Consider the following 15,287-nt stretch of genomic DNA (forward strand, 5'->3'; position numbering starts at 1 on the left):
GTCGGCGGAGGGCGACAGCGGCGACAGCACCTGGTCGGTGACCAGGATCAGCCGTGCGCCGCGCGCCTTGGCCTCGCGGCCCCAGTCGATGCTCCGCGCCTGGTAGCGGCGGAAATCGAACACCACCGCCACCGTCCGCGGCCCGCAATCCAGCAGCGAGGCCAGCCGTCCGCCGGTTCCGGCGCTGACCGGCGCCACCCCGGGGCGCAGGATCGACAGGTAATGTGCCAGCTGGTCGGCGAGCACATGGCTGAAGCGGCCGCCGAGCACCAGGATCTCGGCCTCCGGGTCGGCCAGCGCGGCGACCGCGGCGGCAATCTCGTCGCCGGCATTGCCGGCAAAGGTGCCGTGCAGCATCTCCAGATAGGCGGGCAGGGCGCCGCCCGTGCCCTCGGGCGCGGCCGGATAGGTGTCGAGCGGCGAGAAGATCCGCGCCTGCGCCTCGGCGCGCAGCGCGGCCTGGAAGGCGGGGTAGCCGTCGAAGCCGAGCTTGGCGATCATCCGCAGCACGGTCGGCGCGCTGACACCGGCAGCGGCGGCGAGCTGCACGATCGGCACCATGCCGGAGGTCGGGTAGCCCGAGGCCAGGACGTCCGCCACAGCCAGTTCCGCCCGTGCCAGCCGGTTCCGGCACGCCCGGATCCGCGCTGCCACCGTGCCTGCCGCGTCTGCATTCATGTCGGGAGTTGCCATTCCGGATGTCGCCTTCCATCGTCTCCGCCCGATCCTATATGTGGCGCCGGAGCAAGGGAACGGCAGACCTCGGCAGCCTGGTACCGGCAATAGGTCTCGATACCCGAATTCTTGCAGGACTGAGCAGAGCTAATGCCCGGGCGTAAATTTTAAGTGGGCGATCCTTGCTGTTGAATCCCGGGCTTTTCCTGGAAAACTCGCAGTATATCTGCTCTTGGAAATCGCATGAACCTCAATATCCAATAAGCCGGGATTACCGGACATAAAATGAGCCGCAAAAGTCGGCGAAAAAGATCACATATTTGACCCAAAAGCGCCGCACGAATTCTGGCAGAATTGCGGGTGAACCTTGCGATCAGGGTGCATTCTACGCCGGGCAACGAACGGGGATGGCGCTCCGCCCCGCCTTCCGGCGGGGCGGGACCGAGTGAGGGCGTCAGCCCGGATCCGCGGCCCTGGCAGCCTCGGCAATGGCGATGCAGAACGCCGCGAGCCGCAGCGTAGCGAACGAGCGCCGCGTTTTCCGCGAATTTACGTCGGCGCGAAGCGCCACCGTGCCGGGGGCTGACGCCGAACGGGAGGTGGCGTGCCTGGTGCAGACGGTGCGGTAGTCGGGGTCTGCACCAAGTTCCTTGCGCCATGCGGCGAGAGCCTTCTCGGGATCGATGTCCCGAGGACAGCAAATCGTCACGATCAGCGCGTCGGCGGGGATCGCTGCGGGAAACAGGCGGAGCCATGCGGCTGCATCTCCGGCGCTGGCAAACCGCAAGTACTTGCGATGGCGGTCGGAGCGGGCGAGCACCGTTTCCAACCAGGTGCGCCGATCGGCGGCGGGCAGGTCTCCGGCGTTGCGCAGCAGGTGATCGAAGAACGCCCTTTCCTCCCGGAAGAAACGCGCCGCGGGCATCAGTCCGCCACGGCCACGCGGCGCGGGCATGCGCGCGCTACGCTTGGCGGTCACCGCTGTCATGCGGTCCCGGGCCGCCGCGATCACGGCGGCCACCTGTGCCGTCGAGACTCGGAGAGTGTCGGCGATCATGTCCTCTCCCTCGTCTCTCTCAACAGCGAGCAGGATTTCGTGCACCAGCTTGGCGTCGATCTTCCCTGGCGATGGCGGCGGCAGCGCGGCGCCCGCCTCGCCGGGGCTGCGGGGGCGCCGCCGGGAAATCCGCATCCGGGCCAGGACGAGCGCCCGGAGGTCCTCCAGCCGCACCGTGCCGTCGGGAGCGGCGACGGGCTGGACCGTGGTCTTGCGGAAGCCCAGATGATGGGCGGCCTGTTCGACAGGCATCCGTTCGCCGGCCTCGCGGATCATCACGCCGAGAGCGAGGTCGGTGAGGTGGCAATAGGTGCTGCCGCTGACCGGGCTCAGCTCCTGATGGCCGGCCAGGGCCGATATCTGGCGCGGCGCGCGGCCGGGATCGGGCACGGGGCCAAGCAGCGCGTGCAGGATGCGCTCCTGCTGCTCCGGCGGCCAGCCCGTGACGGCTTCGGTCACGTCCTGGCCGGTCTCCCGCAGCTGGAACAGCAGATGCACGGCGCTGATCAGCGAGTGCCGGAAGGCATGCGGCGTGACCTTGAGGTCGAGCATGTGGCCCAAGCTGCGGTCAATGAGGAGACGGAATGTCGCCATGCCGAAGGACTTCCCCGGCATCAGGCTGCCCGGGTCGAGCAGCCTGTCGCGCGCCGGGTCGGGCGCATGGCGGCGGCGCGCGGCATAGTCCCGGACGCGTGCAGCGATGTCCGGCGGGGCGAAGAGGCCCACCGGAACGAGCCGCCTCGCCGCCTCGCTTTTCAATCCGTGCCCATCGGTGACATGGATGAACACGGTAAGATCCGGCGCGAGATCGTCGACCACGCGCCCTTCCGCCTCGTCGATGCGCAGGCCGCCCCAGGCGATCAGGGCAAAGGCAATGGCGTAGCATTCGGCCAGTTCGGGAGGGATGTCGGCTGCGGTCCGGATGGCCTCGAAGACCTCCGGATAGACGGTCATCGGCGGCATTGCGGTGCGGACGAATTTTGCCTGGTCCTTGGCGCGCCCATCCCCGAGATCTACGAGATCGGCATCCGGCCAGTCCATGACGCGATGCGCATGGGAGGCGAAATGCGCGAGACGCTGGAGCGGAGAGGTCGGGTCCGTGTATCCCGACCGGGCCAGGACCTGCTCGAGCAGCGCGCGCAGGGCGGCAGGCTCCAGCGCGCAGGGATCGGTGGTGCCCATGACGTCGAGCAGGTGCTTGCCGATCTGGCTGTGATAGTCCGCGATGGTCCTGGGCTTGTCATTGGTCGCGAGCAGGGACCGGTACCAGCTGAGCAGGGCGGCGAAGGCGGGCCAGTCGGCGCCCTGCTCCCGCTGCAGGCGGCGGAGCCCGTCGGCAAAGGCCTTGGTGCCCTTGCGCGAGGACGTTGCCGCATAAGCGAGCCGGAGCTTGTGGAAGACGCCGAGCGCGGCGCGGCGGTGGTCTTCGGAGCCTGCGGCCCGGCGCGCGGACGATTTCCGGGGCGGTCCGACCTTGTCCTGGTGACTGGCCGAGGCCGCGGAAATCGGCAGTTTGGGGGCGCTGCCGCGTGTCGCAAGGGCATGCCAGGCATCCGTCGTCACGCTGAGCCCCGGGGACTGGCCGCTGGCGACGCCCTCGATCGCGGCGGACAGATCGGCGCCGGAGATGCGCTCGAGGGCAGCCGGAGCGGCGGCGGCGAAACGGGCGAAGGGCGGAGCATCCGCTGCAGGCGTCCGGAGGAAGTCCAGCATGCCGGCGAACATGCGCGTTGCCGTCGTTGGCGCCGTCCAGGGCATCGGGCCCCGGCGCATCCATCGGTCGATCAGCGACAGCGTCGTCACGTCCGGAAACCAGCGCAGCAGTTCGCGGCCGGCGACGGTGTTGGTCTGGGCCTGGCGTTTCGGATCGATGGTCAAGTTCAGATCGACAGCGGCGAGATCGTGAAAGGCATCGGCCAGCTCCAGCGGCACGCGGCCTTCGGCGAGGCAGCGCGCCAGCGCCAGCAGCGCCTCGGGCCGCCAGAGCCCGCCGCGCAAGGCCGCGGAAAGGAGGATCAGCCAGGGCAGGTCCTCCGCGGAGGGGGATCGGCCGAATTCCGGCAGCCGCAGGTCCAGCGCGTGCCGCAGCGCGATGGCCCGGGCAGCATCGGCGGACCAGCGTTTGTCGCGCAATGGCTCGATCGCGGCCGGCGGCTGGTGGAGCGTCCGCTTGGGAAGGCCGAGATCCAGCCGGTCGTTGAGCCTGGCCACGACCCGGTTCGCCAGGCCGACCATGTCCCGCGGTGCCAGATCCGGGCAGCGGTCGGCCACAGTTGCGTCGATCTCGGCGATCCAGTCCTCCGGCGGCGGGGTGCCGGGCGCCGCCAGGAGATCGGCAATCTCGCGGGCGGTGTCGGCGAGCGGGGCAGGGGAGTCCGTCATTGTGGTAGCCTCCGGGCAAGGGGGGACGTGATGGACAGGGAGCGGAGCCTGGCCTCGATCGCCGCGCGAAGCGGTGCCAGGTCGGAGGCGCGGTAGGCGCCGAGCGGGAGATACTGGGCGCCCTGCCAGCGGCCGTGGCCGAGGAAGAAGTCGATCTGCCAGCCGGGCATCCCTTTGGCGACGAAGGCCGTCCGCCACCAATGGCGGACCATGTTGCGCGCTTGGCCGCGCGGGCAGTGTGCTTTCCAGAACGTGGCCCATGTGAGCGGTTCCGGCAATTTGCCCACTGGGGGCAGGGCAAAGAGAGGCGAGGTCTCTCCGGCCAGGGCCAGGTCGATGTGCCGGACGAGGTCCGGCGAGGTCGGCAAGGCCCAGGCGCGGAGCTCCCCCAGATGGATGCGGAGCTGGCGGAATGCCTCCATCTGCGCGTCGCAGACCGGCAGCCAGCGGGCGTCATCGACCTGCCGGTTGCCCTTGTCCCGGATGCGAATGACCGGGTTGTAGCCGATGAGCTGCATCTGGGCGAAGGGCGGGCAGGCCTCGAGATGCGGGCGCGCTGCCGTGGTGCAGGCCAGGAGGCCGGCCTGCATCGCGACAAAGGCCGCGTGATAGCCGGGAACGGCACCGATCTCCCGGCGTGCCATCCGGTCTGCCGCGGCGTCCAGATTGCCGCTGAGCCCGGCGAAGAAGTCGATGACGACCTTGTCGGCCGGGACGAGCACCGACCCGATCATCGGGTGGCTGCGGGAAAGCGGGAGGACACGGAGGGTCTCGTGCTCCGTCCCGAGCCAGTCCCGCGCGAAGCGGCGGCAGGTCTCCTGCAGGACGCTGGTTGACACGCGTGTATAGTAAAGTTGCGGCGTAGTCCGGATGTCGGCGTTGCAAAGCAGGCCTGCCACGGCAGCATCCACGCCGTCCGCAGCCAGGGCGGCGGGCAGGCATTGCGTGACCCGGCTCAGCCGCTGCGTCCGTCCCGGCCTGCGGGCGAGCCATGCCCGGGCCTGCTCCTCCAGTTCGGCGGCTGTCAGGCCGGAGGCCAGCGCGGCGCGGACCGCGGATGCAATCGGGCCAGGCAGCAGGACGACGAAGGCCCCCCGCGGCAGGCGCGCGGCCGCGGTCACCTCCGGCGCGGAGCCCAGCCCGAGTCCCTCCGGCCCGTCATGCAGCCATGCCGTGCCGGCAGTCCCGGGCATTTCTCGCGGCAGGGCCATCAGCTCCGCGATCGAGATGTTGAGGATCTGGCTCGCCGCCAGCATGGCAACGCCGTGTCCGGCACCGGCCATGACCGCCCGGCGGGCATCCTGTGCGAGCTGCTGTGCCTCCGGGGCCGTCAGATGGCGGCTGTGCAGCACCGAGGCGACCGGGTCCGCCTCATGCATCTCCTCGATGACTTCGCCCAGATCGTCTGTCTCCGAGATGATCTCCCCGGGCGCCGCGGCATCGACGGCTTCTTCGACCGAATGGAAGGGATCGGCCTCGTGATCGTGCCCCTCCCAGCTGAGGATGACGGTGCTGCGCGGCCGTGCCCCCGCGCCTGCACTGCGCCGAAAGCTGCCGGCCGCGCTGGCGACGAAGCTCCGGCTCTTGTCCGTCCGCTGCCGCTTGGCGGTTGTCGGCTGCCGGCGCTGCGCCCCCGCCAGCTGGTCGAGGGCCCGGCGGATATGTTCGAGCTGCCCGGCATGGGGGGTTTCTGCTTGGATCTCGGCCTTGATCCAGCCTGCGAGGCGCTGCCGCATGTCGACCAGCGGCAGCCCGGTCAGGTCCGGCAACCTCAGCCGGAGATCCTGCCAGTCGTCATCGGTGCAGAGCTGCCGGGCAATGCGCGCCGCGAACCGCCAAGCCGTGTGATCTGCCTCGCCCTTGGCCGCGGCGTCGAGCGCCGATGCCAGGAGCCATGCCCGGAGACAGTGCAGGGATGCGGAATTGGGCGCGACCGCCGTCGGCGGAAAGGCGAGGAGGCCGCCGAGCGGGTACTGGCTCAGTCTGCGATGCAAGGCCGCCCGCGCGGTCTCGGGGGACGGCGCTCCCTCTCCGCGCGGACCGAGGAGAGGGGCGAGCTGGTCCAGGGCGGCCTCGCTCTCCGCTCCGGGTGGCAGCGAGTCAATCAGGCGGTATGCTTCGGCCGTCAGTGCCGCGCGCGCGGCTGTGTCCGGCGGAAGGAGGGTGGCGGAAGAACCGGTCACGTGCGCTCCTCCCGAAACCGGCTGACATCGCAGCAAAGATGTCGCGCGAGGTCGCGATTGCTGCCGGCGCCGAGCACCGGGTCTCGAACCTCCTGCGGCAAACGTGTAATGGCCCGGGCCAGATCACGGAAGCCAGTGCGCGGATGGAGCTGCCCGTGACACAAGAGGAGAGTCTCAGCCCAGGCGCAGCGGGCGATCTCGTCATCGGGCAGCGCGTCCAGCATCAGGACTGGCACGATGGTTTCGCCTAGATAGGCAAGGCGCGACTGGAAGGCTCCGAAGAACCAGGCCGCCCCGCGCGGCATGCGGACCGCGAGGACGGGATCGGCCAGCGGCGTCGCCAGACGGGCGGAAACTCGGATCGAGCGAAAAACCTCGAACGCAGATTCGGCCGCAGGATGTATTCTGAGTTTTTCGGCGGGCACGAGGCGGGTGCCGGGGATCAGCGGGCGAAAGCATAGCTCCGCCGCGCCGCCAAGGCGGGTGTGGTCAGTCACGTGACGACTCCGTCGCATGGGCCCTATGCGAACCCGGTATCAGGGGGGCTCGAACCGTCGGACCTATGCGAGGCCGAGCCGGGTTAATTCGGGGGTGGGGGGTAGTATGACGGAGTCGCCAGTGACATAATTTGCATGCCTGCTGCCGCCTACGTGGAAGGCGGGAATCAGACATCTAGCGTCGGATCAGGTCCGACTGTTGCACCCTGCCTATGCGCACATGGCGGGGGCGATCGGCATTGCCGATCATGCGGGCGGGATGGAATTGCATCGCCCTAGTTGAGACGCCCACGATCATAAGATCGCCGACGTTTGGCGGCGCTGGCCGCGTTGGGTCACCCGCTCATTGTGCGCGGTCGCCGAGCCTCGCGCAAGAGCAAAAATGCGGATTCCGGTCGTTGGTCCGCATTTTGTCTCCGGCTAACACATTGCCATGGTGCGAATTTTCGCACAGGCCTCTCGGAGGAAGCCAACATTCCGGGCGGGACGTGCGCGTCGGGCCGCCGGTGTTTCCTCTTCGCCATGTCTGAGCAGCGCCGCATTTCATCGGCGGAACGGCTCTGCGGGCGGGGGACCGCTTGCGGGGAAAATAGCGAGGCAGAGCGCATGGCCGCCGCCGAAGTCAGCGCATGGGATCGAAGAGGTCCCGCGGATCGGCTTCGAGCGCGATGGCAATGTCGAGGATCATCTTGAGGGACGGGTTGCGGTCGCCGCGTTCGACGCCGCCGACATAGGATCTGTCGATGCCCGAGGCGAGCGCGAAGCCTTCCTGGGAATAGCCCCGTGCCTTCCGCAGCCTGCGCAGGTTGCGGCCGAAATCGCGGGGCGTGAAGGGCTCGTTCGGGTCCATGCTGCCATGGGCCATAATGGTGCTTGACTAGCCACGGACTAATCGTACCATTTTGGAGCGGCCAAGCATGGGGCCGCGGCCGGCGTGTCCGGCGGACATCGGGGAGCATTTGCACATGACCGGGAACGTCCCACCGCCGAAGCGCCTTGCGGGGATGCCGGACGAGGATCTGCTTGCCCTCGCACGGGCGACCGGTGCGGCTGACAGGATGGCGCTGTGGGGCAGGCACCAGGCGCTCGCCCGGGAGCTCTGCCGGCGGGACCTGATGGACGACTTCGCGCCGATGGACCGGCGCGATCCGCGCACGGCCGAGCTCGAGGACATGAGCGGACCGGAGCTGCTCGAGGAAGCGTGCCGGCAGATCGACGCAAAAGGCTGGCAGTGCATGGCGGAGCTGAAGGCGGCTGACTGGAAGCTCGCAGACCGCCTGCAAGAAATGAATCTGACCAGGAAGCTTGCGGACCTCTACGGCTGGCGCACGCGGCGCCGGACCGGCGAGGCCGCGCGGCAGGAGGATCCGAGGCAGATGGGCAGCGAGGAGCTTGCGGCTGCCGCGCTCGCCATGGGCCCGTCCGGCTTCGACGATCTCCACGGAAAGGACAGCGTTCTCTACCATGCGCTCCGCAGCGATCCCCTTGCCCGGGAGATTTTCCGGAAGGCTCTGGGGCTGCGCCGGGCACCGGTGGACTGGAAGGCAATGGGCGACGCGGACTGGATTGCCCTCGCGCGCAATTTCGGCAGCGCCGCGGAGATGCGGGAGCAGTACCAGGCTGCCTGGATGAATGCTGCCAAGCTTGGAAAGAAGCAGATGATCACCGATGCCATGCTGGGCGAGGGCGCCTGGACCGAGGGGCTCTACGATCAGGCCGGGTGCAGCTGCGAAAGCGGCGCCGAAATGATCGTCTTCAACCTGATGCTGCTGGCGGGGGCCGATTTCGTCCGGCATCCCGCCCTGCCATTCCTGGGGGACCGCCGGGCCGCGCGGGCAGATGCCTTCCTGCCCGGATGCAATGTGCATGTCGAGATCTGGATGTGTTCGGAGGCCGGGCTTGCCGGACGGCAGGACGATGTCCCGGACTGGTTCGTCGGCTATGTGATCAGACGGCGCGAAAAGCTCGCGGCTTACGAGGCGGCGGGTCTCACGGTCATCTCGATCGAGGCCGAGATAGCGCGGCTTGCGAGCACGAAGGCCTTTGTCGAGCATGTGGTGGAGGTCCTGGGCCCGGTCTGCGGTGTCCAGTGGCACGATCCCTGGAAGCTGCGCATCAACGGGTCCTGCGCGGCGCTTCGCTGGACCATCGGCGACTTCCTCGGTTACGCGCGGGCGCACGGCGTCACGCGGCTGTCCGAGCTGAACGCGCATCCGCATACGGAGATCTACAATGTGTTGCGGTCCCGGGGACTGAATGCCGAATTCAAGGCGGCTCTTGATCGCGAGCATGGCAGGCAGAGATGATGTCCTGATCTCCCGGGCCGCATCTTGTGTCGTTCCCTCGGCGTGATTTCAATGACTTGGGAACGCGTGCGATGCACCGGCATAAAGAAGGCTGCACATGCAGGGGCCGGAGACGCATGGGTTCCCACCGCGTTGTCTGCGCGCCGGGCCGCATTTCGGGCGGATTGCTTGAGCGACGGCGTTGCTGGGAAGGGCCAGCCGCCCGCGCGCGCCGTCGGCAGCCGATGGCTCCGGCAGGGATTCTCGTCACGTTCCATCTTCCGAGCGGCGCCCGGATGGACCGCACCTCGTTTCCGGCCAGCAGGGAGGTGAGCTGCAAGCGTCCACACCGCCGCGCGCTACCGCTACCGTGGCGCGCGCGGCTGCCATGTCGCAGGAGGTGGAATACTTGACCGATGCCGCCTTTGGCGACGGCAGGGTGAGGAAGATGATGTCTGTCGTATTGGACCCGCATTTCCGGAAGAATTTTGAGAAACATTTCAGTCGGATGCGGATTCAGGGTTGCAGCGCGCGCCGGGACAGGCGCAGGATCTGCGCTTGGCGCGCCCCGGTTTTCCGTCCGTATTCCCGCGCGCGCGGCCGCATTCAGAAATGCGCCAGCAAAGCCGGGCCCGAGTTGGGCGGCCGCCAGAAGCCATCAGCCAGTCACGCTGGACCTGTCAGAAAGTTCGGATGTCGCCAGGATTCAGCGCGGGCTTCTCCGAATTGAGACTTCCGGCCCGGGAAGATGATGTCTTGATCCATGTGGCCGCATTTGGGTCGCCAGTAATGACAATATTTCAGTGCCTTGCGGGAGGGTCAGCGCTGGGCTCTCCCGGCCCGGCGCAGGATGTTCGTGTCAAAGGGCACGGTTTGCCGTCGGACTTCGCTCGCGCGGCACCGCATTCCGGGGTGGCAGGGCCGACGCGGAGCGCAATTGCGAATGACATCCGGTTGCCGGTGCGGGGCGGAGAACTCGGTGCCTGAGCCGCCTGGCCTGGCCGCGATTTGGCGCGATACCGGCTTGCTGTGCAATATGCTGACGCAGCTTCGCCAGAACGAGTTTCCGGCCTGCCGCGGCCGCGAGACAATGTTTCGGATGCCCGATGTCCGTCCCTCAGGAAGGAAGATCACGTTTGCATCCATGCGGCCGCATTTCTCCGAGGCTATCATGTTGGATAACAATGGGTTGCAGGATCGCGCGGCGCGGCTCTCGGAGAGTGCGGTGTACATGTGCCGACAACCGGTCGTGGTTTCCCCCGCTCGTCGATCGGCGCGGGGCCGCATTTCGGCAAGCAGCGCTGATGGCCAGCTCGCGCTGGCTCGCGCGCAGCCGCACTCTGCCCATGTAGGGACCGGCGATGCTGTTGGGCATGCCGGTCGTGCTGCAGGCGAGGTAGAAGCTGCTCCCGGTGCCGTACTTGCCGTCCTGATTAGCCGGGATCAGCCGGGCCAGTGCGGCCTTTGGCAGACCCGCGTGGCGCTGCAGCGTAGGCCTGCCGGCAAGGACGATCGCGGCTGCGTCGGTCATGGACGCCATCATGGCGGCAGCGCCATGCAGACGCAACCGGTCGCCGTCAGCTTGACAGGCAGGAAGACGGGTTGGCGCGGCAACCCCAGCCCGTTGCGCGCAGCTTGCGCAGCGGCCTGGCGTGCGTCGATCGGAAGGTGTTCCCGGGTCAGGGAAGATCACGTTCATGTCCCTGGGGCCGCATTTCCCGGAGGCTATATCCCTATAAAACAAAGACTTGAAGATGAATGCGGCGCAGCTTCCCGTGGGCGGGGCGCCCAGGTTCAGGAAATCTGCGGTGGTTTCCCGCCCGCGTTGCCACGCGCGGCGCCGCATTTCCATCGGCGGCGGCTGTGACGGCTTCCGGCCGCGCCCCGAGCACCGGGTGTGGCGATCATTGGCGGATAGCCGTGCTCCGAACTTCGGCATTTCGTCCATGGCGACTGCGCGTCCCGACGGGATGCGCTTCCGGCCGGGCAGGGGCGGCGCGGCGCCGTCTCCTCGCGCATGATGCTGCGCGACGACAGGGCGGTCTTCCGGGGCCTGGCCGACACGGAGGAGCGTCGCCGCGGGAATGACGTTCGAGACCACGCGGACATGGGTCCGATGATCGGCACCACGGCGCCGAGTTCGGGACGCCAGTCCGTGCCGGTGGAGTCGACCGCGCGCCACCAGCGAGTGGCCGTGGCAGGTTCACGTCCTTGCCCGGTGCCCGGGTTGCCACCGGCTCCTCGTGCAGGTCAGGCAGGGCAGAGATCTTGGCGGGCCGTTCCGCTGAGCGCCGCGTCGCCCTTCTCCGCTGAGGCCGCCCATGACCCCTGTCCTGAAGATATCGAACCTGCACAAGAGCTTCGGCGTGCGCGAAGTCCTCAAGGGCATTGAACTGGCGATGGCCAAGGGCGATGTCGTCTCGCTGATCGGCTCCTCGGGCTCCAGCAGGTTGACGCTCTTGCGCTGCGTCAACCTGCTGGAGGAATTCGAGTTAGGCAGCATCGATATCGCGGGCGAGAAGATGATTTCTTGCCCCCTGCGGCCACATTTTTGGCGACAGTAACGACGCTATTTCAGTACCTTGCGGGAGGGTCGGCGCTGGGCCTTCCTAAGCCGGTGCAGGATGTGCATGTCGCAGGGCGCGCTTTTCCATCGGACTTTTCCCGCGCGGCACCGCATCCCGGAGCGCGGCTACGCATGACATCGGGCTGCGCGTGCGGGGCGGAGCGTGCGATGCAGATTCCGCCTCGCGGTGCCGCGATACGGCGCGACAGCGGCGGCAGCGCAATTGCTGCCGCGCCGCCACTGGAAGATCATGTTCGCATCCATGCGGCCGCATTTTCTCGGGGCCATCATGTTTTAGAATAGTGGGTTGCCAGATCGTGCGGCGTGGCTTTGGGAGAGCCGGGCGCATAAGTACCGGCAATCGGTCGTGGTTTCCCTCGCTTGTCGACCGGCGCGGGGCCGCATTTCGGAAGGTGGCGTTGTCGGCGACGTAGTGCCGGGTCCCGCGCAGCCGCACTCTGCCCGGGGAGAGCCTGGAGTTGCCACTGGGCATGGCAGTCGTGCTGCGGGCGAGGCCGGAGCGGATCCCGGTGATGGGAGAGCGCTTGAAATGTCGATTGCCCGGATCGGCCGATCCGGTACGGCCGTTGGAGGACCAGCCTGGCGCCGGAGCCCGCGCCCGTCGCCAGGGACGATAATGGCCTCGTCGATCGCGGGGGCCGTCACGGCATCAATGAAGATGCTTGAATAAATCGATTGCCGTCCGCTTGCCCGATGCCGCCTCTGGCGACGGCAGGGAGAGGAAGATGATGTCTGTGATCCTGGCCCCGCATTTCCGGAAGAATTTATCTTCTTATTTCAGTTGCATGCGGATTTTCTGGCACGGGGTGCACCTCGACGGACGCAGGATCTGCGGCTGGCGTGGCCCGGTTTTCCGTGCGCTCGCCCGCGCGCGCGGCCGCATTCCGGACTGCGTCAGCGAAGCTGGGCCGGAGCGGGGTGGTCCTCAGGGGGCGACCAGATTGGTCCTGTCCGCGAGTTCGGATGCCACCGGGGTTTGGCGCGGGTTCCGCCAAATGGTGGCGTCTGGCCCGGGGAGATGATGTCCTGACCGCTGCGGCCGCATTTGCCGCATCAATCATAATTACATTTCAGTATCTTGCCGGGAAGCCGGTGCCGCGCCCTCCCGGCCCGGTGCAGGATGTGCGCGTCGAGGGGCGCGGTTTTCCGTCGGCGGTCTTCCGCGCGGCACCGCATTTCGGAGTTCGGTGGCGCGGTTGCGCGTGGCTCCGGTTGATCGCGGGCAGTGAACGCGGGGCCGAGTTCGTCTTTCCCTGCCATGATGTGGCGCGATAGCGGAGGCAGCGCGATTGCAGGTAGCGCAGGCACAGAAGTTCCTCGCCTCGCATTTGCAGATCAACACGATCTTCCGGCCCCGCCGCTGTCGCATCTCCGCTACATCCTGCCGCAAAGCCAGATTCGAAGCCCATGACCTGTGGGCCGAATACGCCCTTGAGATGACTGCCCGCAAGACGCTGCTCAGGCCGAATTCGTCCGCATCAAAACAAGTTGGCAAACTCCGGGCCGGACGCGAGCCGGTTTGTCCCGCTTTTGAACGTATCGCGGGAGGCGGACCTGTCCCGTCTCACTCCCGGCGCCGGTTGCGGCCCTGCAGCGCGGCGGCTAGAACCTCCGCGCAGTCCGGGAGACATAGAATGAGCCAGTCAGATCAGGACCTCGACCGCCTCGACGCGCTGCTGAATGCGCTGCCTGCCGAGAACGTGCCGATGTCGCTCAGCGAGCTTGACGGTTACGTGACCGGCCTCCTTGCCTGCAGCGAGATGATTGCGCCATCGGAATGGCTGCCCGAGGTCTGGGGCGAGACCGGCCAGCCGGGCTTCCGCGACCAGTCGGCCGCCGAGGAGACGGTCGGCGCGGTGCTCGCGCATTACAACGCGGTCGCCGGGGCGATGATCCGCTCGCCCTGGATCGCGCCGATCTACGAGGCCGACCCGAATAGCGGCGACGTGATGTGGGAGCCCTGGGTCGACGGGTTCATGCGCGGCCTCCGCCTGCGGCCGGAGGCATGGCAGCGGCTGCTCGGGGAGGCCGACGAAGCGACCCTCGTCTCGATGAACTTCCTGATGCTGCTGCAGGACATCTACACCGGCCAGGCGGACCTCACGGAAGACGAGGAGGACCGGTACGACCAAGAGGCTCCGGACATGATCCCGAACTGCGTGGCCGCGATCCTGCAGCAGTCCCGCCCCGAGCTCGCCCGGCCGGAAGCGGCGAACCTGCCCGGCATGCCGTTCAGGGCCGGTCCGCGGCCGGGCCGGAACGATCCCTGCCCCTGCGGCTCGGGCCGGAAATACAAGCAGTGCTGCGGTCGCAACTGATCTTCCGCCCCGTATCGAGCGGATGGGCCATCTGCGGAGGACGGTCGTGACAGCCATAGAAGAGCAGAAGCCCCCGGAGATCTCGCGTCTCTACCTGGACTTCGACAGCTTCTTCGCCTCGGCTGAGCAGCATTTCAACCCGTCGCTCCGCGGCAGGCCCGTCGGCGTCGTGCCGCTCGACTCGGCCCATACCAGCTGCATCGCCGTCAGCCGCGAGGCCAAGGCGCAGGGCGTGAAGTCCGGCTTTTCGGTCCGGGCGGCGCGGCAGGTTCTCCCGGACATGGTCTTCGTCATCGCCCGCCACGACGTCTATGTCCGCCTCCACAAGCGCATCCTCGCCGTCATCGACACCATCCTGCCGGTCGCCGAGGTCCGCTCGATCGACGAGATGGTCTGCGCGCTGCTGCCCGAGGAGGCACGGCAGGGCGAGGCGCTGGCGCTGCGGATCAAGGCGGCGCTGGCCGAGGGCTTCAGCCCGGTCCTGACCTGCTCGATCGGCATGGCCCCGACCGAGCTCTTGGCCAAGATCGGCGCGGAGATGCACAAGCCCGACGGCATCGCGGTGATCCGGAGCACCGACCTGCCGGAGCGGCTGGCCGGGCTGGATCTCGCCGCGCTGCCCGGCATCTCGAAGGGCATGCAGGCCCGGCTCGCCGCCGCCGGGGTCACGGATTTCCCCGCGCTCTGGCGGCTGGCGCCGAAGCAGGCCCGCGCAATCTGGGGCAATGTCGAGGGCGAACGGTTCTGGAACGGGCTGCACGGCCACCATTCCGAGCGCCCGGAGGCGGCGAAAAGCATGTTCGGCCACAGCCGCAACCTGCCGCGGGACTGGCGCACGCCCGAGCGGATCGCGGCCTGCGCCCGGCAGCTGGCGCTGAGCGCTGCCCGCCGTTTGCGGCGGGAGGGTCTGCGCGCAACACGGCTGACCCTGTCGCTGCGCGGCGAGGTTCAGCGCGCGCCGCGCGGCCGCGATCCGGGCGGCCAGAGCTGGAGCTGGGAGGGCACCTTCCCGCCCGCCCGCGACGACCGCACCTTCCTGCTGTCGCTGTCCGACGGGCTGTCGGCGGCGCGCGCGGCCGTGCGGTTCCCGCCGCGCGCCGTCAGCGTCGCGATCCACGGGCTGAAGGGCGAGGACGAGATCACCGGCGACCTCTTCGGCGGCGCGCTGGACCCGATGGGCGCAGGCGAAAACGACGCGACGCGGGCGAAATGTAAGCGGTGTTCCCGGCTCACGGGATCTCAGGTTGACGGCTTGAAACTCCATGGCAGAAGTTCGTCGATGCGCTTCTGCGGATGCCCGGCG

At 68.1% G+C, this 15,287-nt stretch carries 10 protein-coding genes and 1 pseudogene; 5 read left to right on the forward strand and 6 right to left on the reverse strand.

What is annotated here, in order from left to right:
* From HCC78_RS29040 to HCC78_RS29060, 5 genes are all read right to left on the reverse strand, one after another.
* The coding region (locus tag HCC78_RS29040) for a MurR/RpiR family transcriptional regulator (protein WP_172332244.1) at positions 1 to 693 on the reverse strand (693 nt) is incomplete at its 3' end.
* 436 nt (positions 694 to 1,129) lie between these two features.
* The gene (locus HCC78_RS29045) at positions 1,130 to 4,114 is read right to left on the reverse strand and encodes a site-specific integrase (protein WP_172332245.1); all 2,985 of its coding nucleotides are present in this window, start codon (positions 4,112 to 4,114) and stop codon (positions 1,130 to 1,132) included.
* On the reverse strand, positions 4,111 to 6,297 hold the full coding sequence (locus HCC78_RS29050; protein WP_216671364.1) for a hypothetical protein: 2,187 nt from the start codon (positions 6,295 to 6,297) through the stop codon (positions 4,111 to 4,113). The genes HCC78_RS29045 and HCC78_RS29050 overlap by 4 nt, the downstream gene beginning before the upstream one ends.
* Positions 6,294 to 6,794: a hypothetical protein gene (locus HCC78_RS29055; protein WP_172332247.1), complete on the reverse strand. Its 501-nt coding sequence runs from the start codon at positions 6,792 to 6,794 to the stop codon at positions 6,294 to 6,296. The genes HCC78_RS29050 and HCC78_RS29055 overlap by 4 nt, the downstream gene beginning before the upstream one ends.
* A 622-nt stretch (positions 6,795 to 7,416) precedes the next feature.
* A complete protein-coding gene (locus HCC78_RS29060; protein WP_253949427.1) occupies positions 7,417 to 7,659 on the reverse strand; it encodes a helix-turn-helix domain-containing protein in 243 nt (80 codons plus the stop codon).
* Positions 7,660 to 7,759: 100 nt separating this feature from the next.
* Between HCC78_RS29060 and HCC78_RS29065 the strand changes: the two genes are divergently transcribed.
* The gene (locus HCC78_RS29065) at positions 7,760 to 9,100 is read left to right on the forward strand and encodes a hypothetical protein (protein WP_172332248.1); all 1,341 of its coding nucleotides are present in this window, start codon (positions 7,760 to 7,762) and stop codon (positions 9,098 to 9,100) included.
* Between the two features lie 1,096 nt (positions 9,101 to 10,196).
* Here the strand turns inward: HCC78_RS29065 and HCC78_RS29070 are convergent.
* Positions 10,197 to 10,610: a hypothetical protein gene (locus HCC78_RS29070; RefSeq protein ID WP_172332249.1), complete on the reverse strand. Its 414-nt coding sequence runs from the start codon at positions 10,608 to 10,610 to the stop codon at positions 10,197 to 10,199.
* Between the two features lie 790 nt (positions 10,611 to 11,400).
* Here HCC78_RS29070 and HCC78_RS29075 point away from each other — a divergent pair.
* The 4 genes and pseudogenes from HCC78_RS29075 to HCC78_RS29085 all read left to right on the forward strand — a co-directional run.
* Positions 11,401 to 11,643 (forward strand): ATP-binding cassette domain-containing protein, encoded by a 243-nt coding sequence (locus HCC78_RS29075; RefSeq protein ID WP_216671365.1) that lies wholly within the window; start codon positions 11,401 to 11,403, stop codon positions 11,641 to 11,643.
* A 1,324-nt stretch (positions 11,644 to 12,967) separates the two neighbouring features.
* A pseudogene (locus tag HCC78_RS34160) lies at positions 12,968 to 13,111 on the forward strand (IS6 family transposase); the annotation flags it as partial.
* A gap of 189 nt (positions 13,112 to 13,300) precedes the next feature.
* Positions 13,301 to 13,984 (forward strand): UPF0149 family protein, encoded by a 684-nt coding sequence (locus HCC78_RS29080; RefSeq protein WP_172332250.1) that lies wholly within the window; start codon positions 13,301 to 13,303, stop codon positions 13,982 to 13,984.
* A 46-nt stretch (positions 13,985 to 14,030) separates the two neighbouring features.
* A partial coding sequence (locus HCC78_RS29085) for a type VI secretion protein ImpB (RefSeq protein ID WP_371743954.1) occupies positions 14,031 to 15,287 on the forward strand: 1,257 nt, incomplete at its 3' end.

Source organism: Mangrovicoccus sp. HB161399, from assembly GCF_013184745.1.
Lineage (GTDB): Bacteria > Pseudomonadota > Alphaproteobacteria > Rhodobacterales > Rhodobacteraceae > Mangrovicoccus.